This is a genomic window from Lacinutrix iliipiscaria, assembly GCF_042686125.1.
GTDB lineage: Bacteria > Bacteroidota > Bacteroidia > Flavobacteriales > Flavobacteriaceae > Oceanihabitans > Oceanihabitans iliipiscarium.
On record NZ_JBHUOV010000001.1, the window covers coordinates 753353 to 774934 of the forward strand.

18 protein-coding genes are annotated in these 21582 nt (G+C 32.4%); 10 read left to right on the forward strand and 8 right to left on the reverse strand.

Annotated elements, in window-relative coordinates; translation table 11 throughout:
• Nucleotides 1-7 precede the first annotated feature (7 nt).
• The 4 genes from ACFS5M_RS03345 to ACFS5M_RS03360 form a co-directional block, all read right to left on the reverse strand.
• Complete coding sequence (locus tag ACFS5M_RS03345) at nt 8-2827, reverse strand: TonB-dependent receptor (protein ID WP_183485741.1); 2820 nt, start codon at nt 2825-2827, stop codon at nt 8-10.
• Nucleotides 2828-3004: 177 nt separating this feature from the next.
• Complete coding sequence (gene glmS, locus ACFS5M_RS03350) at nt 3005-4852, reverse strand: glutamine--fructose-6-phosphate transaminase (isomerizing) (RefSeq protein WP_183485744.1); 1848 nt, start codon at nt 4850-4852, stop codon at nt 3005-3007.
• 6 nt (nt 4853-4858) lie between these two features.
• Nucleotides 4859-6499 carry a DUF4270 domain-containing protein gene (locus ACFS5M_RS03355; RefSeq protein WP_183485747.1) on the reverse strand — a complete coding sequence of 547 codons (1641 nt, stop codon included), beginning with the start codon at nt 6497-6499 and terminating at the stop codon, nt 4859-4861.
• A gap of 16 nt (nt 6500-6515) precedes the next feature.
• Nucleotides 6516-7325, reverse strand: a complete 810-nt coding sequence (locus ACFS5M_RS03360; RefSeq protein WP_183485750.1) for a glycogen/starch synthase — start codon at nt 7323-7325, stop codon at nt 6516-6518.
• Nucleotides 7326-7434: 109 nt separating this feature from the next.
• On the opposite strand from ACFS5M_RS03360, the gene panC reads away from it, so the two are divergent.
• From panC to ACFS5M_RS03410, 10 genes are all read left to right on the forward strand, one after another.
• A complete protein-coding gene (gene panC, locus ACFS5M_RS03365; protein WP_183485752.1) occupies nt 7435-8283 on the forward strand; it encodes a pantoate--beta-alanine ligase in 849 nt (282 codons plus the stop codon).
• 13 nt (nt 8284-8296) lie between these two features.
• Nucleotides 8297-8647 carry an aspartate 1-decarboxylase gene (panD, locus tag ACFS5M_RS03370; RefSeq protein WP_183485756.1) on the forward strand — a complete coding sequence of 117 codons (351 nt, stop codon included), beginning with the start codon at nt 8297-8299 and terminating at the stop codon, nt 8645-8647.
• Between the two features lie 5 nt (nt 8648-8652).
• The gene (locus tag ACFS5M_RS03375) at nt 8653-9606 is read left to right on the forward strand and encodes a lysylphosphatidylglycerol synthase transmembrane domain-containing protein (RefSeq protein WP_183485759.1); all 954 of its coding nucleotides are present in this window, start codon (nt 8653-8655) and stop codon (nt 9604-9606) included.
• A gap of 38 nt (nt 9607-9644) precedes the next feature.
• Nucleotides 9645-10793 (forward strand): alpha/beta hydrolase, encoded by a 1149-nt coding sequence (locus ACFS5M_RS03380; RefSeq protein ID WP_183485763.1) that lies wholly within the window; start codon nt 9645-9647, stop codon nt 10791-10793.
• On the forward strand, nt 10794-12158 hold the full coding sequence (radA, locus tag ACFS5M_RS03385) for a DNA repair protein RadA (protein WP_183485766.1): 1365 nt from the start codon (nt 10794-10796) through the stop codon (nt 12156-12158).
• 512 nt (nt 12159-12670) lie between these two features.
• Nucleotides 12671-16075, forward strand: coding sequence for an isoleucine--tRNA ligase (gene ileS, locus ACFS5M_RS03390; RefSeq protein WP_183485768.1), 3405 nt, complete (start codon nt 12671-12673; stop codon nt 16073-16075).
• Between the two features lie 4 nt (nt 16076-16079).
• Nucleotides 16080-16460 carry a TraR/DksA family transcriptional regulator gene (locus ACFS5M_RS03395; protein ID WP_183485771.1) on the forward strand — a complete coding sequence of 127 codons (381 nt, stop codon included), beginning with the start codon at nt 16080-16082 and terminating at the stop codon, nt 16458-16460.
• Nucleotides 16461-16495: 35 nt separating this feature from the next.
• The gene (locus ACFS5M_RS03400) at nt 16496-17137 is read left to right on the forward strand and encodes a hypothetical protein (RefSeq protein ID WP_183485774.1); all 642 of its coding nucleotides are present in this window, start codon (nt 16496-16498) and stop codon (nt 17135-17137) included.
• 33 nt (nt 17138-17170) lie between these two features.
• Nucleotides 17171-17794: a lipoprotein signal peptidase gene (locus ACFS5M_RS03405; RefSeq protein WP_183485777.1), complete on the forward strand. Its 624-nt coding sequence runs from the start codon at nt 17171-17173 to the stop codon at nt 17792-17794.
• Nucleotides 17795-17861: 67 nt separating this feature from the next.
• Entirely contained in the window at nt 17862-18683 is an 822-nt protein-coding gene (locus ACFS5M_RS03410; protein WP_183485779.1) for a M23 family metallopeptidase, read from the forward strand.
• Here the strand turns inward: ACFS5M_RS03410 and ACFS5M_RS03415 are convergent.
• From ACFS5M_RS03415 to ACFS5M_RS03430, 4 genes are read right to left on the reverse strand one after another with little or no spacing between them, the layout of a single operon-like run.
• Nucleotides 18680-19243 carry a 5-formyltetrahydrofolate cyclo-ligase gene (locus ACFS5M_RS03415; RefSeq protein ID WP_183485781.1) on the reverse strand — a complete coding sequence of 188 codons (564 nt, stop codon included), beginning with the start codon at nt 19241-19243 and terminating at the stop codon, nt 18680-18682. The two genes, ACFS5M_RS03410 and ACFS5M_RS03415, sit on opposite strands and share 4 nt — an antisense overlap.
• Nucleotides 19240-20208, reverse strand: a complete 969-nt coding sequence (locus tag ACFS5M_RS03420; RefSeq protein ID WP_183485783.1) for a succinylglutamate desuccinylase/aspartoacylase family protein — start codon at nt 20206-20208, stop codon at nt 19240-19242. Before ACFS5M_RS03420 ends, ACFS5M_RS03415 begins: the two co-directional genes overlap by 4 nt.
• 3 nt (nt 20209-20211) lie before the next feature.
• Nucleotides 20212-21084: a 30S ribosomal protein S6--L-glutamate ligase gene (gene rimK, locus ACFS5M_RS03425; RefSeq protein ID WP_183485785.1), complete on the reverse strand. Its 873-nt coding sequence runs from the start codon at nt 21082-21084 to the stop codon at nt 20212-20214.
• Nucleotides 21084-21509: an ATP-dependent zinc protease family protein gene (locus ACFS5M_RS03430; RefSeq protein ID WP_183485787.1), complete on the reverse strand. Its 426-nt coding sequence runs from the start codon at nt 21507-21509 to the stop codon at nt 21084-21086. Before ACFS5M_RS03430 ends, rimK begins: the two co-directional genes overlap by 1 nt.
• Between the last annotated feature and the right edge of the window lie 73 nt (nt 21510-21582).

Below are 21582 nucleotides of genomic sequence, written 5' to 3' on the forward strand. Positions count from 1 at the left end.
CATTTTTTTATAAGTTATTAATTGTCCAAGACACATAATATTGTGAGCCAATAAATCCAGATCCAAAAGCGGTAAAGTATTCGTCACCTAAAAGGTTAGCAGCTCCAACTTTAAAGGTTGATTTTAAGCTAGGGATTCTATAATTAATTTGTGCATCAATAGTATGGTAAGCAGGAACATCTCCATCGCCAAAAGAGGCTTCCCAAAGATAACTGTCACTCCATTTCCAAGCGAGGTTAAATCCGAAATTTTTGAATAACTCTGTATTTCCAAAAGAGGCTTTCACCTTATGTTCTGGAGTATTGAAGCCAGTTCTAAAATCTGGATCTTGTGATGTGTCAAAATCTAATTTCGCAAAAGTATAGTTCATGGCTAAGTCGAAGTTTCCTAAGACTTTGGTTGATACAGCAATTGCTGCACCATAAGAATTTACAGAAGCATCTGTGTTTGTATATGTTTGATAGACCTCAAAATCATCATTTTGAAGCGCAGCAAGTATCATTTGTGTGTCTTCGTTTAATCCAGCAACAGTAGCTGGGTTTGCAGGATCGTAACCTGTTAAATCAAAATTTTGATTATCTCCATAATATGTTGCAATTACATTTTTAGTAGATTGGAAATCTTTGTAAGAGTTATAATATCCACTTAAATCAATCACAAGTCCTTTTACTTTTCCTCTATATCCTAATTCAAAAGAAGATACTTGCTCAGGTTTTACACTGCCAGGATTTGCTACAAATTCACGACCATTATTAGCAGCATCATGATTTCCTAACTCAGTAGCTATACTAGCAGTCATAGAATTGTTGTAACCACTTTCTCCTGTTTGTGTGATTGTTGCAGGCATACCAAATGCCGCTTGGGCAAATGGACTCACATCATAAGTGCCAAAATAGCGTTCATGGTTGATTTTTGCACCACCTACTAAAAAGGCTCTTCCTCCATCAAGACCTATAAATAACTCTTGAGTTGAAGGGTTTCTAAATCCAGTTTGAAAAGATCCACGAATATTATGATCCTTGTTTATGGTTAAACCAGCAGAAATTCTTGGCGAAAAGAATCCGTCAAATAATTCAGCTTTATCATAACGTACAGAACCTGTAAGTTTCAATTCCATGCTTTCGTTTAAATCTAAACTTTTTTGAATTTGTGTATATATACCAAATTCAGAATAATTAATCGGTCCATCATAGTCCGTATAAATTGTACCAAAAGAATTTAACGAGAATTTTCTGTAAGAACCACCAACTTGAATTTCGGCAATATCTAAAAGATGAGAGAAATTATAATTAGCATCAGCATGATAAATTTTAGAGTTATCTTGAAATTTAGATCCTGTTGTTAAGTCTGGGTCATTTATTATTTTATTGAAAGCTCTATTAAATTGTGGAGAACCTGGTTCATAACGCTCAGCTTCAGCCACAGCTCTTGCAGCAGCGTGTGCTTCAGCTTCAGTTGCACCGCTAAATGTAGCATTTACATAAGTACCTATGTAATCACCAAACCAATCGGCATCAGATTTCCATTCTCTATTTATATTCACACCTGTGGCATCCATAACATAAGTATCACCTGCTTTGTCTTCAGTAACATAGCCTCTTAAGAAGAAGTTATCATTTTTAATTTCTAGCTTATGTTGTTGCATAAAAAAGCCATCAATTCTGTAGCGTTGTGCACCTTGATAGATTGTAGATCCAGTTCCAACTTTACCTACATATGCAATTTCTAGGCTATTATCTGTTATTGGCCTATAATATAAGCCCCAGTCTGCTTTAATACTCTCGGCTTTATTGTCTGTTAAATCAGATTCTTTATACCCTGTTCTACTCACCACAACATTTGGTATAATCCCAACACCACCACCAGCAGCTCTAATATTTGCTGAAACTTCATCACCATATATATTAATACCATCGTAATCTAAGTCGGCTCTAGTTAACCCTCTGTTTAATTTATCTGCTTCACTATCTGCTAACCAATCTGTACCATTGACGTAGCCAAAATTCACTTTAGCTGCAAATTTATCAGAAAATTTATGCGCCATACGGATTCCTAAATCTGTATATGGATTGTCTCCAGCAGCTTCTTGTGATGTAATACCTTGTTTGATATAACCACTAATGCCTACATGATCAAAAGGATTTTTACTAGTCATGAATAAAATACCATTAAAGGCGTTAGCTCCGTATAAAGCAGAAGCGGCACCAGGTAGTAATTCAATACTTTGCACATCTGTTTCAACCATTCCAATTAAATTTCCAAGCGGGAAATTTAATGCAGGAGCCGAATTATCCATGCCATCAACTAATTGCATAAATCGCGGATTATTAAAAGCGGCAAAACCTCTAGTGTTAATTGACTTAAATGTTAAACTGTTAGTATTTATATCTACACCTTTTAAATTTTCTAAACCATCATAGAAATCGGCTGACGCTGTATTTTTAATTTCCTTTAAGCCAAAGCGTTCAACGGTTACTGGCGACTCAAAAATACGTTCAGGAGTTCTAGATGCAGAAACTACAACTTCATCTAAAGCTGTTCCTTCATTTAGAATAAAATTTAGGGTTTGATTGTTTGATGTTACTTCTATTGACATAGATTCAAACCCAATGCTACTAGCTTGTAGCGTAAAGGGAGGATTTTGATCTACATTTAAAGTAAAATTACCATCAAAATCTGTAACTGTACCAACTGAAGCATCTACTACTATAATGTTTGCGCTAGGAATAGGCAATCCATTATCATCCACTACAGTTCCTGTTATTGTTGTTTGTGCAAAGGTTATTCCACAAAAAAACAACAATAAAATTGAAAGAATTGTTCTCATTTTTTAGTTTTAGGTTAAATTAATTGAGCCAATATAATTAATTATTCTCAAAATTTGAGATAGATTCTTTTTAAATTATGCACGCATAGTAGTTTTTTAACAAAAAAACAACGGATAAATTATTGTATTCTATAAAGTTATAGGCTAAAATTGATAATATGAAAAAAGTAGAGGTTACTATTCTACAGTAACAGATTTAGCTAAATTTCTAGGTTGATCTACATTTTTATCTAATAATACAGCAATATGATAGGATAATAACTGTAAAGGAATTGTAGTCAATAATGGTGTTAAAGATTCTAAGGTTTCAGGAACTTCAATAACATGATCAGCTAAGTTTTTAACATTAACATCACCTTCTGTTACAATACCAATTATTTTACCTGCTCTAGATTTTATTTCTTCAATATTACTTACTACTTTTTCGTAATGTCCTTTTTTAGTAGCAATAACAAATACAGGCATTTGATCATCAATAAGAGCAATTGGGCCATGTTTCATTTCAGCAGCAGGATAACCTTCGGCATGTATATATGAAATTTCTTTAAGCTTAAGAGCGCCTTCTAAAGCCACTGGAAAGTTGTAGCCACGTCCTAGATATAAACAGTTTTTAGCATCTTTATAGGTGTTAGCAACAGTTTTAATATGTTCGTCAGACAATAAAGCTTTCGCAACTTTTTCAGGGATTAATTCTAATTCTTGTAAGTGATAACGGTAATTAGAATTTGATATTTTTCCTTTTTCTTTTGCAAGTTTTAAAGCGATTAAAGACAAAACAGTGATTTGTGTTGTAAAAGCTTTAGTGGAAGCCACACCTATTTCGGGTCCAGCATGAGTGTAAGCTCCTGCATCTGTTTCTCTTGCAATAGAAGACCCTACAACATTACAGACACCAAAAACAAATGCGCCATTTTGTTTAGCCAATTTAATTGCAGCTAAAGTATCTGCTGTTTCACCAGATTGCGAGATCGCAATAACGACATCTTTATCTGTAATAACTGGATTTCTATATCTAAACTCCGAAGCGTATTCAACTTCAACAGGGATTCTAGCTAAGTCTTCAAAAATGTATTCTGCAACCAATCCAGCATGCCAAGAAGTACCACAAGCAACAATAGTTATTTTATCTGCATTGATGAATTTTTCAATATTATCATCTATTCCAGCCATTCTAATGATACCTTCTTTCACCAAAAGACGACCTCTGTAAGTGTCGCGAATAGCATCTGGTTGTTCGTGTATTTCTTTCAGCATAAAGTGTTCATAGCCACCTTTTTCAATTTGCTCTAAGTTCATTTGAAGCTCATGAATATAGGGAGCAACAAGAGAATCATCTTTAATCTTTCTAATTTTTACACCTTTTTTTATTCTAACAACTGCCATTTCTTCATCTTCAAGATAAATAGCGTTTTTTGTGTATTCAATAAAAGGAGAGGCATCGCTTGCTATAAAAAATTCACCTTCACCTACACCAATTGCTAAAGGGCTTCCTAATCGAGCGATAACAATTTCATCTGGTTTATTTCTGTCAAATACAGCAATCGCATAAGCACCTACAACTTGATTGAGTGCAATTTGTACGGCTTTACCAAGTTTTACATTTTCTTTAAGTTTTATATCTTCAATTAGGTTTATTAAAACTTCTGTATCTGTATCAGATTTAAAGGTATAACCTCTTTTGGTTAGCTCTGTTTTTAAGGCATCATAATTTTCAATGATTCCATTATGTATAATTACTAAATCACCAGAATTAGAGTAATGTGGATGTGAATTTATATCATTAGGAACGCCATGAGTGGCCCAACGTGTATGTCCAATACCAAGGTTTCCGTTTATAGATATTTCATTTTCTAAGCGTTTTTGTAGATCGGCAACTTTCCCTTTAGTTTTAGATACTTTTAAATCAGTACCATCAAAAAGTGCAATTCCAGCACTATCATAACCTCGATATTCTAAACGTTTAAGACCTTCTAAAATAATAGGGTAAGCTTCTCTATGTCCAATATAACCTACAATTCCACACATAGTTAATTAGTTTTCTGGTTCGGTATAAAAAATTTCTAATTGTACTCTTTTTTCATCATCGACATTTTCATGGCTTCCATGTAATATAGTTCCTTTAGGAGACAAAACGGTTCCAGAAGAAATATTTGTTACTAATTCATCTTCACTATCGAGGATACTAGATTGCTGTATTTCATTTACGTTAGTTGAAACAAATAGACCTAGTTTTGTATTTAAAGAATCTCGTATAAATATATTGTTTATATGTTCTGTTATCTTGATTTTATATTTAATACCATTTTTTTCTTCATCTCTTTCAAGCAGGCTAGAATGGTTGATTTTTGAATTTACTGGGTCAGCACTATTTGTAGATCCATCAATAAAATAATCTATTACAGGTAAATTGGTGTTAAGATCTAATAGCAATATTCTATCTGGTTCATTATCGTTAACTAAGGTTTGGTCAACATAAAAAACAATATTAGCTTCATTAATTAACCATTTCTCTTTTTTGTTATTGAAGTATTCAAAAGCAGGCATATAAGTATCTGTTTCTTCATCTAAGACATCGCCATTAAATAAATCTATAACAGCCATAGCGCCTTCTCCGCCTTTTAGAAACAGATGTTCATCACCATCTACATCATTAGCCATAGTGTTTGCATTGTCGATTACGGTATTTGTTGGGTCGTTTTCAATAATGTTTAAACGATTACCTGAAAAATTAAATCCATAAAACCCATCTTCTCTAACATCTACTTCTTCACCTGTATCGTCATCTATTTCTGTTCCTGTAACATGTGTATAATTGACTATGACACTAGCAGTGCTAAAGTTAAGCATAATCATGTTTCCATTTGCATCAACAGCTTCAGTTTTAAAGTATAAACCTCTAAAATATTCTTTAAAGTTATTAGAGTTGCTTAATTCTTGATGAGAAATGTCTTCTACATCATCAAAAAATAATAAATCTTCCCAAAATGAACCACCAGGATTTAGTAGCTCTACACGTAAGCTAGGCGCTATTCTTTCAGACTCTTCTTCTTCTCCAGTTTCTTCATTTATTTCTGTTAAAACAATTTCTAAATTACTAGGGTAGAAATCATCGCTTTCAAATAATAATTCGCCTCTATGTGGTGGGTTGTCAAAATCTACTGTTGCATTAATATTTGAATAGTATTTTTGTGTTTCTTCAGCATTTTCTGGGTTAAAATCTCTTAAAAAATAATTACTCTTATATATAGACAATTTTATTGGTTCACTACCAAAAAGGGAATCTAATTCATATTCAACCTCGCCATTATCATCAGTGCCCAGATTAGTTACATAATAAGGAACGGTTAATATTACCGATTCTAATTCTGGGTTATCTCCAAAATCAGGATCAAATGATGTTGGTACTATTTGAGTCACAACATTAGTTGTTGTTAATCCGTAGGTGCTACTCTTGTACACACCTAATAAATTAGATGGCAACTGATTGGTTTGTACAGGATTTACTTTTTTATTGTACGCTACTATTGGAAATTTCTTAGAATTTGTACTAAAGTTTTCAGATCCTTGAATGTCACTTTCTATTGAAGAGAAATCTTTATCACAGGCTATAAACGCTAAAGTTATAAGCATAAATAGACTAGTTGTTTTAAGGGCTTTTATTATCTTTTTCATAGTAATTTTGATGATTTTAGCTTAATACTTCTGTGTTGTAAAAGTTCGTATATGCTTCGCTAAATTCATCTTTATTTTTATAATCTAATACTGGTTTTTCAGAGTCTTTTAAATGCTTTTCAATGTCTTTAGGTAAATCTTCAGAACCAATAATTAAAGCATCAGAATAATCAATAGCGACTTTCATTAAGTTGTTAAAAGTTGGCTTTTCAAGTGTTTCAATAGCGTTACTATCAATATTATCAAACTTTACTTTGTTAGACATGTCTTTGTTTAACGTTCCTTCAAAGTTTTGATTGTATATTGAGGTTACTATTTTACTTTCATTAAACAAAGGTTCATCTTTATAATACTCTTTAAGGTATAATGGTAATAATGAAGCCAGCCAACCATGTACATGAATAATATCTGGAGACCAATTTAATTTTTTAACCGTTTCAATAACCCCTTTAGCAAAGAAAATAGCACGCTCATCATTGTCAGGAAATAAATTTCCATCTTCATCTGTTAAAGTTGCTTTGCGTTTGAAATACTCGTCATTATCAATAAAATAAACTTGAATACGTTCTTTAGGAATAGATGCAACTTTTATAATAAGAGGCATGTCTAAGTCATTAATTACCAAATTAATTCCAGAGAGCCTAATAACCTCATGTAATTGATGCCTTCTTTCATTAATATTCCCATATCTAGGCATGAATATTCGTATTTGACCACCTTGTTGATTCACCATTCTAGGGACTTCAAATGACATTGAAGAAATTTCGGTTTCAGGTAAATAAGGCACTACTTCAGATGATACATATAATATCCTCTTATCTTTCATATATCTGTTGCTTTTGAAAATTCAAAATAAAAAACACGCAAAATTACAAAAATTTATGCAGTTTGTCAGTAAAATATTAAGTTTGCACACGTTAATTTTTTATTAAATAGTGAAGATCTTTACAGAAAAAAAACAAATCCAAAAGTTTATAACGCAAATTAAGCGTGAAAATCAAACTATTGGATTTGTACCAACCATGGGAGCATTACACCAAGGGCATTTGTCTTTAGTTCAACAAGCCCTTATAAATAATGACGTTACTATAGTTAGTGTTTTTGTTAATCCTACACAATTTGACAATGCTGAAGATCTAAAAAAATACCCCAGAACCCTAAAAAAAGATACCGCTTTACTAGAAACATTATCAGAAAAAATTTTAATCTATGCGCCTTCAGTTGATGATATTTATGAAGGGAAAACCGAAGCACAACAGTTTTCTTTTGATGGATTAGAACATGAAATGGAAGGTAAATTTAGAAAAGGGCATTTTGATGGTGTTGGAACGATTGTAAAACGTTTATTTGAAATCGTGACTCCTAATCATGCTTATTTCGGAGAAAAAGACTTTCAGCAATTAGCAATTATTAAAAAATTAGTAGAAAAACACAGCATTCCAGTTAAAATTATAGGCTGTAAAATACATAGAGAAACTAATGGTTTAGCAATGAGTTCTAGAAACACAAGGCTTAAACCTGAATATAAAAAAGCAGCACCTTTTATTTATAAGACACTTAAAACTGCCAAAGTCATGTTTGGCACAAAAAGTGCTAATAAAGTTACAGAATGGGTTATTAATCAATTTGATGCACACGATTTATTAACTTTAGAATATTTCATTATTGCAGATGTTAAAACCCTAAAAACAGTTAAAAGAAAATCAAACAAAAAAAACTATAGAGCGTTTATTGCCGTTTATGCTGATGACATCAGATTAATAGACAATATAACCCTAAATTAATTATCTTTGCCTCATGCAAATACAAGTTGTAAAATCTAAAATCCACAGAGTAAAAGTTACAGGAGCTGACTTAAATTATATTGGTAGTATAACTATTGATGAAGATTTAATGGAAGCCGCTAATATTATTCAAGGTGAGAAAGTTCAAATTGTGAATAATGACAATGGAGAACGATTAGAAACCTATGTTATTCCTGGACCACGTAATAGTGGTGAAATTACTCTAAATGGAGCAGCTGCTCGAAAAGTCTCCGTTGGTGATACGCTAATTTTAATTACCTACGCATTCATGGATTATGAAATGGCAAAAACGTTCAAGCCTTCGTTAGTTTTTCCTGATGAAGCGACTAATCTATTAAAATAAACCTTTTGAACTCAACAATAGGAAAGACATTAAAAATAACACTCCCAATTTTATTGGGAGTGTTTTTAATTTGGTATTCTTTGTCTAAACTATCGTTTGATGAGTTGGTAGTGTATTTTAAAGAAGCCGATTATACGTGGATTGCTTTAGGGATGTTCTTAGGCTTATTAAGCCATTTGTCTAGAGCATATCGCTGGCTATATCAATTAGAACCATTAGGCTATAAGGTGAAATTAGGAAATAGCATTATGGCTGTTTTTTCAACCTATTTAATTAACTACACCATTCCAAGAGCAGGTGAAGTGGCTCGAGCTTCAATTTTAACAAACTATGAAGGTGTGCCTTTTGAAAAAGTAATAGGAACTATCGTCGCAGAGCGTATTGCAGATATGATTGTTGTATTATTAATAATAGCAGTCACACTATTCCTGCAATTTGATTTTATTTACACGTTTTTATCCGAAAGGTTTAATCCAACCTTGATTATAATTGGTATTGTAGTTCTTATAATCCTATTTTTAATTTTTTCGCAATACATCAAAAAAAGTAAAACAGGCTTTGCACTAAAAATTAAATCTTTTATTAATGGTTTAATTGAAGGTGCATTAAGTATTTTTAAGATGAAGAAAAAATGGCCATTTATTTTTCATACATTATTTATTTGGGGCATGTATTTACTCATGTTTTATATCACTACATTTTCAGTTGATGAATTATCTGGTATTCCTCTTGGGGCGATATTAATAGGATTTATTTCTGCTAGTTTTAGTATCGCTGCAACCAATGGAGGTATTGGTTCTTATCCTATTGCAGTCTATGCTGCATTTTCAATTTTTGCTATAGCTAAAGAACCTAGTATTGCGTTTGGTTGGATTATGTGGACTTCACACACATTTATGATTATTGTGTTAGGTGGATTGTCGTTATTATACCTCCCAATCTTTAACAGAAAAAAATAATTTGTAACTTGCATTTTCAACTCTCAAACACTTTAAAAATGAAGCCATTAATCTATGTATTTATTCTGTTTTTTACTTTCCAATTTTCTAATGCTCAAGTGCAATATGAGATAATTGATTCGCAAAAACTAGGTGAATCACGTCAAATAAAAATTCAATTACCACGAGGATATGATGAAAATACAGATAAAAATTACCCATTAATTATTGTGTTTGATGGCGACTATATGTTTGAATTGGTGACAGGAAATGTTGATTATTATTCTTATTGGGAAGACATGCCTGAAGCCATAGTGGTTGGTATAAATCAGTCAGAGTTTAGAACTGAAGATTGCATGTATTCTGAGCAAAATTCACTTCCAATAGATTCAGGAGCTGCTTTTTTTGAATTTGTTGGTATGGAGCTTATTCCAAATTTAGAAAAAAACTATAGAACCGAAAATTTTAAAGTCGCAATAGGACATGGCGAAACAGCAAACTTTATTAACTATTATATGTTAAAACCAGCACCTTTATTTCAAGCATATATAGCAATAAGCCCAGATTTAGCAGCAGATATGCCAGCATATATTCCAGAGAGAATTCAGAATATAGAAACTAAGGTGTTTTATTATATGGCAACATCAGATAATGATGTTAAATCAATTAAAACTAAAGTGGATGCTTTAAACACAAGTATAACTGCAATCGACAATAAAAATATACTCTATAATTTTAGCTCTTTTGAAGGGCCATCACACTACGCACTTCCTGCACATGCTGTCCCTGAAGCCTTAGAAAGTATATTCTTTGTGTTTCAGCCTATTAGTAAGCAAGAATATAAAGAAACTATTCTTAAACTAGATTCTTCTCCAGTAGATTATCTTTTAGAAAAATACCAAACTATTGAGGATTTATTCGGAATTGAAAAGCAAATCTTAGTGAATGATTTTAAAGCTATTGCTGCAGCGATAAAAAAAACAGAGAAGTATATTTATTTCGAAGACTTAGGAAAATTAGCTCGTAAGCAATATCCAGACACGATGCTTGGGAACTACTATTTAGCACGCTTCTATGAAGAAACTAATGAGCCTAAAAAAGCAATGAAAACGTATCAATCTGCCTTTATGCTAGAAGAAATTGCAGGCTTAACAAAAGATTTTATGTTGGAGAAAGCAGATGAAATTAAAGCTGATTTTGGATACTAAATGGCAAAAGTAAAAACAACTTTTTTTTGTCAAAACTGTGGTTCGCAATATGCTAAATGGCAAGGTCAATGTACTGCGTGTAAGGAATGGAATACTATTGTTGAAGAAGTCATTCAAAAACCAGAAAAAAGTGATTGGAAAATATCATCCTCTAATTCAAGTCAAAAGAGAGCTTCTAAACCTTTAACCATTAATGCTATTGATGCCTCAGAAGATGCAAGATTAGATACTATAGATAAAGAATTTAATCGTGTATTAGGTGGAGGTGTAGTGCCTGGGTCTTTAATTCTTTTAGGAGGAGAGCCTGGCATAGGCAAGAGTACTTTACTCTTACAAATAGCTTTAAAATTACAGTATAAAACGCTCTATGTTTCTGGTGAAGAAAGTCAGAAACAAATAAAAATGCGTGCGGAACGTATTCAGGCCAATAATGATACCTGCTATATTCTTACCGAAACTAAAACTCAGAATATCTTTAAACAAATCGAAGATTTAAAGCCAGATATTGTTGTTATAGATTCTATTCAAACACTACATAGCGATTATATCGAGTCTTCTTCAGGAAGTATCTCACAAATAAAAGAATGCACAACAGAGCTTATTAAATTTGCAAAAGAAACAGCAACTCCAGTAATCCTTATTGGTCACATTACTAAAGATGGAAACATTGCTGGTCCTAAAATACTAGAGCATATGGTTGACACTGTTTTGCAATTTGAAGGCGACAGAAATCATGTGTTTAGAATTCTTCGGGCTAATAAAAACCGCTTTGGTTCGACTAATGAAATAGGGATTTATGAAATGCAAGGCTCTGGCTTAAGAGAAGTTTCTAATCCTAGCGAGATTTTAATCTCCAAAAAAGACGAAGAATTATCTGGGAATGCCGTAGCTGCAACTTTAGAAGGGTTAAGACCATTAATGATTGAAGTGCAAGCGCTTGTAAGTACTGCTGTTTATGGCACACCACAGCGAAGCGCTACAGGGTTTAATGCTAAACGATTAAATATGCTTTTAGCTGTTTTAGAAAAACGAGCAGGCTTTCGTTTAGGTACAAAAGATGTCTTTTTAAATATTACTGGAGGTATTACTGTCGATGATCCTGCTATTGATTTAGCTGTGGTGGCAGCTATTTTATCTTCAAATGAAGATGAAGCTTTACAAAAAGATTATTGTTTTGCTGCTGAGGTTGGTTTATCTGGAGAAATTCGTCCAGTGCAACGCGTAGAGCAACGTATTTTAGAGGCTGAAAAACTAGGGTTTTCAACCATATTTGTATCAAAATATAATACCATTTCATTAAAAAATACAGGAATAAAAATTCAATTAATTTCTAAAATTGAAGACCTTGTTTCCTTTATTACTTAAAAGTTTGATGTTTTTTATAGGCTTTAATGACTTAACTATTAATGTTTTAATAAAATCGATATGTATTTTGTCGATTTTTTTAACAAAAGAAAACATGATATAGATTTTTCTCGACCTTAAATCGAAAAACAGCCTTATTATTCCAAAATTTAGTTTCTAGGAAATATGTTTGTAGTGTTAGATCCCAAATCTATATCGATATGAATTTAAAAACCGATGTTATAAGAAAGCACATTAAAAGTGCAATTGTAAATATTTTTACTTTACAATATAACCATATATTTCCTTTAAAAATCATTAGCATAGCATCAAATAATTTTGACGCCAAAAATGATATATATAAAATTAGTAATTTTTAATTGTTAGCTATTAATCAAAGTTATTGAGTAACTGCTATTAGTCAATAACACGAAGAAAGTCAAGACCGCAATGTTTTGGCTTTTTTTATACTTTTAAATTAACCGTTTCAGTAGAATTCCTTAATTTCGCATTCTTATACGAAAATAGATATAATGAGCGCGACATTTCCTGAATATAAAGGACTTAACTTACCAAAAGTTGCAGATGAAATCTTAAACTACTGGCAAGAAAATAACATCTTCGAAAAAAGTGTAACTACTCGAGAAGGTGCAGAACCTTTTGTGTTTTTTGAAGGACCTCCTTCTGCAAATGGACTTCCTGGAGTACACCATGTACTAGCTCGTGCGATTAAAGATATTTTCCCGCGTTATAAAACCATGAAAGGGTTCCAAGTAAAACGTAAAGCAGGTTGGGATACACACGGTTTACCTATTGAACTAGGCGTTGAAAAAGAACTCGGTATTACTAAAGAAGATATTGGCAAAACTATTTCTGTTGAAGATTATAACGCAGCGTGCCGAAAAGCAGTTATGCGCTATACAGATGTGTGGCATGACTTGACACAAAAAATGGGTTATTGGGTGAATATGGATGATCCTTATGTGACTTACGATCCTAAATATATGGAGTCCGTTTGGTGGTTGTTAAAGCAAATTTATAATAAAAGCTTGCTATATAAAGGCTATACGATTCAGCCGTATTCACCAAAAGCAGGAACAGGTTTAAGTTCACATGAACTTAATCAACCAGGAACCTATCAAGACGTGACAGATACAACAGTAGTCGCACAGTTTAAAGCCAATGAAGATTCTTTACCTGAGTTTTTACAAAATGAAGGCACGATCTTTTTCTTAGCTTGGACAACAACACCTTGGACGCTTCCAAGTAATACGGCGTTAACTGTTGGACCAAAGATTGATTATGTTTTAGTAGAAACGTATAACCAATATACTTTCCAACCTATGAATGTCATTTTAGCTAAAAATCTAGTTGGAAAACAATTCGATGGAAAGTTTAATCAAGTTGAAGATAAATCAGCATTATTAGCTTATACATCAGGTGATAAAAAAATTCCGTTTTATGTGGTTAAAGAATTTAAAGGCAAAGATTTAGTCGGAATCACTTACGAACAATTATTGCCTTATGCACTTCCAAACGATAATCCAGAACATGCCTTTCGCGTTATTTCTGGGGATTTCGTCACCACTGAAGATGGTACAGGAATTGTTCATACAGCGCCAACCTTTGGAGCAGATGATGCGTTGGTAGCTAAACAAGCAACTCCTGAAGTACCACCATTGTTAGTGAAAGATGACAATGATAATTTGGTGCCTTTAGTTGATTTGCAAGGACGATTCAGACCAGAAATGAACGAGTTTGCAGGTAAGTATGTGAAGAATGAGTATTATGCAGATGGCGAAGCACCTGAGCGCTCAATTGATGTGGAATTGGCTATCAAATTAAAAGAAGAGAACAAGGCCTTTAAGGTTGAGAAATATAAACACAGTTATCCTAATTGCTGGCGAACAGACAAACCTATTTTATACTATCCTTTAGACTCTTGGTTTATTAAAGTGACTGATGTGAAAGAGCGTATGTTCCAACTTAATGAAACCATTAATTGGAAACCTAAAAGTACAGGTGAAGGCCGTTTTGGGAATTGGTTAGCAAATGCCAACGATTGGAATTTATCGCGATCTCGTTATTGGGGAATTCCTTTGCCTATCTGGCGAACAGAAGATGGTAAAGAGGAACTCTGTATTGGTTCTGTGGAAGAATTAAAAAACGAAATGAAACGCGCTGTTGATGCAGGTGTTTTGGCTGAAGATATTTTTGCAGATTTTGAAGTTGGAAATCATTCTGATGATAATTATGCGAAAATAGATCTACATAAAAATATTGTCGATGAAATTGTTTTAATTTCACCAAGCGGACAACCAATGAAACGTGAAAGCGATTTAATTGATGTCTGGTTCGATTCGGGTTCTATGCCTTATGCTCAATGGCATTATCCTTTTGAAAACAAAGACCTTATTGATGAAAATAAATCATTTCCTGCCGATTTTATTGCTGAAGGTGTCGATCAAACACGTGGATGGTTTTATACACTTCATGCGATTGGAACCATGGTTTTTGATTCTGTAGCATATAAAAATGTGGTGTCTAATGGTTTAGTCTTAGATAAAAACGGACAAAAAATGTCGAAGCGTTTGGGGAACGCAACAGATCCTTTCGAGACCTTATCAACGTATGGTGCAGATGCGACGCGTTGGTACATGATTGCCAATGCAAACCCTTGGGATAATTTAAAGTTTGATGTAGAAGGTATAGAGGAAGTGAAGCGTAAATTCTTTGGCACACTTTACAATACATATTCATTCTTTCAGTTGTATACCAATTTAGATAAATTTAGTTACGCCGAAGATGATATTCCGCTTAATGAAAGACCAGAAATTGACCGTTGGATTCTTTCCGAATTGCATACATTAATTCAAAAGGTAGATGATTTTTATGCAGAATATGAACCTACAAAAGCAGCACGTGCTATTTCAGATTTTACACAAGAATTTTTAAGTAATTGGTATGTGCGCTTAAGTCGAAGACGTTTCTGGAAAGGAGATTATCAAACCGATAAAATTTCGGCGTATCAAACCTTATATACTTGTATGGTAACTATTGCAAAGTTAGGCGCTCCAATTGCACCTTTCTTTATGGATAGACTTTACTTAGATTTAACACAAGTGACACGTAAAGAAAACTTTGAAAGTGTACATTTGGCAGAGTTTCCTAAAAGTGATTCAAGTTTTATAGATAAAACTTTAGAACGTAAAATGGAAGCTGCACAAACAATATCATCTTTAGTTTTGTCGTTAAGAGCTAAAGAAAAAATTAAAGTGCGTCAGCCTTTGCAAAAAATCATGATTCCAATAGATTCTATGGCTCAAAAGGAAGAGATATTAGCTGTCGCAGATTTAATAAAGCATGAAGTTAATATTAAAGACATTGAACTTTTAGAAGACGCTTCAGATATTTTAGTGAAACAAATCAAGCCTAATTTTAAGACATTAGGACCGCGTTTTGGTAAAGATATGAAAGCCATTTCTGCTAAGATTCAGCAATTTTCAGCAGAAGACATTAAAAATATCGAGCAAAATGGTGTTTTTGATGTTGAAATTAACGAAAAAAAGATTACTTTAGAACTCAGTGATGTAGAGATCACATCACAAGATATAGAAGGTTGGCTTGTTGCAAACGAAGGCCATTTAACAGTGGCTTTAGATGTGACAATTTCAGAAGAATTACGAAAAGAAGGGATTGCTCGTGAGCTCGTTAATCGTATTCAAAATTTACGTAAAGATTCTGGTTTTGAAGTTACAGATCGTATAGATGTTACACTTCAAAAAGACAACCACGTTGTTAAAGCAGTTCAGTCTAATATAGAGTATATAAAAACTGAAACTTTAACTCAAGAATTAAAAATTATTGACCAAGTAAATAATGGTATAGAAATTGCGTTTGATGATGTAAATACCAAATTATTTATTACAAAACATTAAGACTATGGCATCAGAGACTACAGTTAGATATTCAGATAAAGATTTAGCAGAATTTAAAGAAATTCTTAAAGAAAAAATTAGTAAAGCACAGCATGATTTAGAACTGATTAAAAGTGCTTATATGAATGACCATAATAATGGTACAGATGATACGTCTCCTACATTTAAAGCTTTTGAAGAAGGTAGCGAAACGATGAGTAAAGAAGCAAATTCTCAATTAGCAATTAGGCAAGAAAAGTTTATTCGTGACCTTAAAAATGCACTTATTCGTATTGAAAATAAAACCTATGGTGTATGTCGTGTGACTAAAAAGCTTATTGGAAAAGAACGCTTAAAATTAGTGCCTCATGCTACACTTAGTATTGAAGCTAAAAACATGCAATAAAACATTTAATATATAAAGAAACGCTTCAATGAAAATTGAAGCGTTTCTTTTTTAATATGAAATATACGCTTTACATTTTAGGTCTTTGTTTTACATGGTTCTCTCATGCCCAGCACATAACTAAAAAAACATATTCTGCAGAAGACATAACGAGTGTTAATATTATTGGCGAAAACATATTCAAGATATCTGTAGAAACTCAGCCAATTAACGAAATTAGAATTCATTCAAGAATAGAAGGTGAAAACAGTGAGAGTATTGTTTTAGTTGATAGAAGTTCCGACGAAAACTTTAATATTGAAGCAAAATTTCAGCCTATTATTAAGAATCCAAACGATAAATTAAGTGCTCACAAAGTCATATCAATAGAGGTTGAATTAGTAATTCCAGAAAACTTAAATTTATTGGTATACCTACATGATGCCGATATTAATATAGTAGGACAATACAATAAGACATTGGTAAGTTCGAATAACGGTAATATATTTTTAGATGATTTTTTGGGAGATCTGAAAATATTTACCCAGAATGGAAACATCTTCTTGTCAACCAATAACGTTAAGGTTTCTACTACATCAAAAAACGGTATAGTAAAAAAAGAGAAGTTAGATTCGGGTAAAAACAAAATAGATATTAAAACGATAAACGGAGATATAACTATTATAAAGAGTCAATAATATTTCTATTTTTGCCTAACAGATGAAACACCTATGACTTTAAAAAAATCAATAATACTAATCGCCATCATTCTATTAATTGATCAGGTTAGTAAAATATATATTAAGACGCATTTCCTTTTAGGAGAAAGCTATGAGGTTTTCGATTGGTTTAAAATCTATTTTATTGAAAATCCTGGAATGGCTTGGGGAACTAAAATTAGTGACTTTGTATCTTTTATAAGTGACAGGACAGGAAAGATAGCCTTAACGCTTTTTAGAATAGTTGCCATATTTGGAATAGGTTATTGGTTATACACTGCAACTAAGAACAAAAGTTCTAGAATACTAATTTTAGCTATATCATTGATTTTTGCTGGAGCTTTAGGTAATATTATTGATTCTACTTTTTACGGTTTGTTATTCAACGATAGTTATCATCAAATAGCTTCTTTTTTACCTGAAAGTGGTGGTTATGGTCCATTATTAGAAGGGAAAGTTGTGGACTTATTATACTTTCCAATATGGAAAGGCTATTTACCTGATTGGTTTCCGTTTTTTGGAGGAGAATACTTCACTTTTTTTGAGCCTGTTTTTAATATAGCAGATGTTGCAATTAGCACTGGTTTTATAATGCTTATTGTTTTTAATAAAAAGGCCTTTCCAAAAAACGAGTAAAATTTTCTATATAAATCTATAAAATATAGATTATATTCTCTATATTGTATTTCCTTAATATAGTATTATGAGAGTGTATGTCGTCATCATATTAGCTTTTTTAAATTTTATAACTGCTTTTTCACAAGTTAATGTAAAAACGTATTATGAAAATATAGAAAGGGGCAGTGTTTTATATGCAGATAATAATGAGCTTTCTCCGATTTCAATTAAAATAAAGTTAAACCTTAAGAACATGACTTCTTCAGAAGGTAACGAGAAAATATTTGTTTTACCTCCACTAACAAAGCATTATAAATTAACCACTTTAACAAGAATTGACATGAAAAAGAAATATTATGTTAGAGGAGCGACTTGGTTTAATTATGGCAATCATTTTTTAAAAAAATATGATACTGACTTTGAATATTGCCTTCCTTTTCAAAAAGGCGAAGCTTATACCTTATCGCAGGGCTACAACGGAAAAATTTCTCATGAAAACAAGTATCAATTAGATTTTGCTATGCCAATTGGAACCAAAATAGTTGCTGCTCGAGAAGGCTTAGTCATTAAAGTTGTTGATGTTTATAATAAGCAATGCAGTATGCAGCTATGTGAAAAGTTTAATAACTATATTTATGTTTACCATAAGGATGGCACTTTTGCAGAGTATGTTCATATTAAAAGAAAAGGCGCAAAAGTTAAAGTTGGAGATCAAGTAAAAAAAGGGCAAGTTATTGCCGAAAGTGGTAATGTTGGATGGTCTACAGGACCTCATTTACACTTTTCTGTTTTTCTACAACGCTTAGGTGGTGAAAGAGAATTTGTTAAAACAAAGTTTAAACTGAAGGACGGAAAAATGTCAGATTATTTAGTTGAAAGTGAAAAATACAAGAGATTATATGATTAAAATTTATAAACCTGATTAGGCGTGACACAAAAATTAAGAGGAATGTCATTTTCAAATACCTCAGAGATTTCTTCTTCAGCTTCAAAAAATGAGAGGCCTATTTTTAATGTTTTTGAATTACAAGAAGCTAAAAAATGATCGTAAAAGCCTTTGCCATAACCCACTCGATTTCCTTTTTTATCAAAAGCTAAAAGAGGTAAGAAAACCACTTCTATTTTATCATTAGCGATTTCTATTCCATCAACTGGTTCAGGAATATTGTATTTGTTTTTTATTATTATAGTATTATCAGTGAGTAAATAATTCTTTAATGAACCCGTTTCAAAATCACTTTTAGAAATCAGGATATTTTTATCTTTTCCAGATAAGATATTTAAAATATAATCGGTGTTAACTTCTCGCTGTTCTTCAATAGATAAAAAGAGATGATAAAATGAATATTCCCAAATCTCTAAGCGTAAAAGTTGATTTGCAATTTGAAGGCTTAAATCTTCAATTTGAAAAGCCTTTAATTCGTTACGAAGTAACTTGTATTTTTTTCTTAGTTCATTTTTGGTCATGATTTAATCTTTGTCGTAATATGAAATATAGCATCACCTTGATGAATAATAGGAGATTCATTCACATTAAAAATATAACCAGAATTTGGTGCTTTTACAAAATGATTAAAACCGCCATAAGGATCTGTAATATTACCTAAAACAGTATGCTTTTCAACATAAGAATTTATAGTCACATTAGCTTTAAACATTCCAGAGAACTCTGCTCTTATCCATTTACTTTTGTTAATAACAATGGTTTCTTTTTTTGGCTTTGAGACTTTAAATTTTGAGTTTAACATGCCTAAATGATGTAAAACTCGTTTGGTACCATTAACACCAGTATTAGTAATTGTACTATGAATATTAAAGGATTTCCCGCCTTCAAATAATAGCATAGGCACACCTGCTTTTTGACAAGAATTTCTAAAGGATTTGGCTATGTTTTCGGAGTAAAAAATAAATGGTGCTCCAAAAATATGAGCTAATTCTGATAGTCTTGAATCTTTTTTGACAATACGTATTTGTGCAGCATTAAAACGGTCTGCTCCTCCAGTATGAAAGTCCATAACAAAATCGGCATGTGGAACGATCTCCTTCATTACAAAATTTGCAACTCTGCTGGCTAAAGATCCATTAGCACTTCCGGGAAAAACCCGATTAAGATCTCGACCATCAGGAAAAAAGCGATCCATATTTAAAAACCCAAATACATTGATAATTGGAACACAAATAATAGTTCCTCGTTTAGGTTTATTAATCCCTTTAGCAATGATTTGCCTTACAATTTCAACACCATTAATTTCATCACCATGAATCCCAGAAGTAATTAAAACTGTTGGGCCAGGTTTTTTAGAACGTTCAATAATAATAGGCACGTCTAGTGTATTACGTGTATGTAATTTTGCGACTTCAAAAGTTACTGTTGCGCTTTCACCTAAGGCGATTTGTGTTCCTAAAATTTCTAAGACTTCTTTGTCACTCATATGTTATCTATTTCGTTCTATAAAAGTGATGATAGCTCTTGCAATGTTTTTACCTGTTGCGCCTTCAATTCCTTCTAATCCTGGAGTTGAATTAACCTCAAGAAGTAAAGGGCCTCTTGCAGATTGTAGCATATCTACACCACAAACAGGGAGTTTTAATGCGCGAGACGCATTCATTGCTAATTTTAATTCGTCGGCATCTAATTTAATGATATTAGCACTACCACCTCGATGCAGGTTAGATCTAAATTCACCTTCTTTACCTTGCCGTTTCATAGCGCCTACAACTTGTCCATCTACAACTAAAGCTCTAATGTCTGCACCTTTAGCTTCTTTAATAAATTCTTGAACAATAACTCTTGCTTCTAGTCCATTAAAAGCTTCTAATACAGATTCTGCAGCATTTTTACTTTCAGCCAAAACGACACCAAGCCCTTGTGTGCCTTCTAATAATTTTATGATAACAGGAACACCTCCAACATGTTCTATAACTTCTTCAACATCTCTAGAATAATTAGTGAAAACAGTTTTCGGCATTCCTATTCCTGCTTTACTTAAGCGTTGTAGACTTCTTAATTTATCTCTTGAACGTTGAATGGCATCAGAGGTAACAATCGTAAACACTCCCATCATTTCAAATTGCCTTACCACTGCACAACCATAAAAGGTTACAGAAGAGCCAATCCTTGGTATTATAGCATCTACATAGTTTAAATAGCGATCTTTATAGTATATAGTAGGCTTTTCTTTCTCGATGATGATATCACATTTTAAAGGGTCAATGACTTCTATTCGATGGCCACGTGCTTCACCTTCTTCAACCAGTCTATTGGTAGAGTATAAATTAGCATTACGAGATAAAATAACAATGTTCATTAGTGTTTAGATGAGTTAAATGATTGATTTTCAAGATCGACGTCTATAATAAATTTTTTACTTAAAAATTGCCTGCCAATAAGTACTGGAAATTTCATATCGTCTCTAGTGCTTAAAGTTAAGTTAATCTTATATGTTTTTCCAAAGAATATGACCTCAGATTTAATTTTGAATCTATTTTCTTTAAATCCATTACTGCTTTTGACATCAGTTTGAGTAAAATTTTTAAACACAACTTCTTTTCCGCTAAAGTTTGGATGTCCTTTGCTGTAAAAAGTACACCTAAGTGTATTTCCATCAACTTTAACTTCAGAGCAATGTATCGCTGAGGTATAAGCACCAGAATCTATCTTTACATCGATGTTGTATAAATTCAGTTTTGGAAAGTCAACTTTATCAACTCTTCCAATGATTTTTTTTGTCATCTATATTTTTTAAAAAAGTGAGCAAATGTAGTGATAAAGATAATTGAAATGACATCTTTTTTAGTTTGAATTA

Coding starts and splice junctions, on each gene's coding strand:
- ACFS5M_RS03345 (WP_183485741.1), bottom strand. CDS start 2,827: ATGAGAACAATTCTTTCAATTTTATTGTTGTTTTTTTGTGGAATAACC.
- glmS (WP_183485744.1), bottom strand. CDS start 4,852: ATGTGTGGAATTGTAGGTTATATTGGACATAGAGAAGCTTACCCTATT.
- ACFS5M_RS03355 (WP_183485747.1), bottom strand. CDS start 6,499: ATGAAAAAGATAATAAAAGCCCTTAAAACAACTAGTCTATTTATGCTT.
- ACFS5M_RS03360 (WP_183485750.1), bottom strand. CDS start 7,325: ATGAAAGATAAGAGGATATTATATGTATCATCTGAAGTAGTGCCTTAT.
- panD (WP_183485756.1), top strand. CDS start 8,297: ATGCAAATACAAGTTGTAAAATCTAAAATCCACAGAGTAAAAGTTACA.
- ACFS5M_RS03380 (WP_183485763.1), top strand. CDS start 9,645: ATGAAGCCATTAATCTATGTATTTATTCTGTTTTTTACTTTCCAATTT.
- radA (WP_183485766.1), top strand. CDS start 10,794: ATGGCAAAAGTAAAAACAACTTTTTTTTGTCAAAACTGTGGTTCGCAA.
- ileS (WP_183485768.1), top strand. CDS start 12,671: ATGAGCGCGACATTTCCTGAATATAAAGGACTTAACTTACCAAAAGTT.
- ACFS5M_RS03395 (WP_183485771.1), top strand. CDS start 16,080: ATGGCATCAGAGACTACAGTTAGATATTCAGATAAAGATTTAGCAGAA.
- ACFS5M_RS03405 (WP_183485777.1), top strand. CDS start 17,171: ATGACTTTAAAAAAATCAATAATACTAATCGCCATCATTCTATTAATT.
- ACFS5M_RS03410 (WP_183485779.1), top strand. CDS start 17,862: ATGAGAGTGTATGTCGTCATCATATTAGCTTTTTTAAATTTTATAACT.
- ACFS5M_RS03415 (WP_183485781.1), bottom strand. CDS start 19,243: ATGACCAAAAATGAACTAAGAAAAAAATACAAGTTACTTCGTAACGAA.
- ACFS5M_RS03420 (WP_183485783.1), bottom strand. CDS start 20,208: ATGAGTGACAAAGAAGTCTTAGAAATTTTAGGAACACAAATCGCCTTA.
- rimK (WP_183485785.1), bottom strand. CDS start 21,084: ATGAACATTGTTATTTTATCTCGTAATGCTAATTTATACTCTACCAAT.
- ACFS5M_RS03430 (WP_183485787.1), bottom strand. CDS start 21,509: ATGACAAAAAAAATCATTGGAAGAGTTGATAAAGTTGACTTTCCAAAA.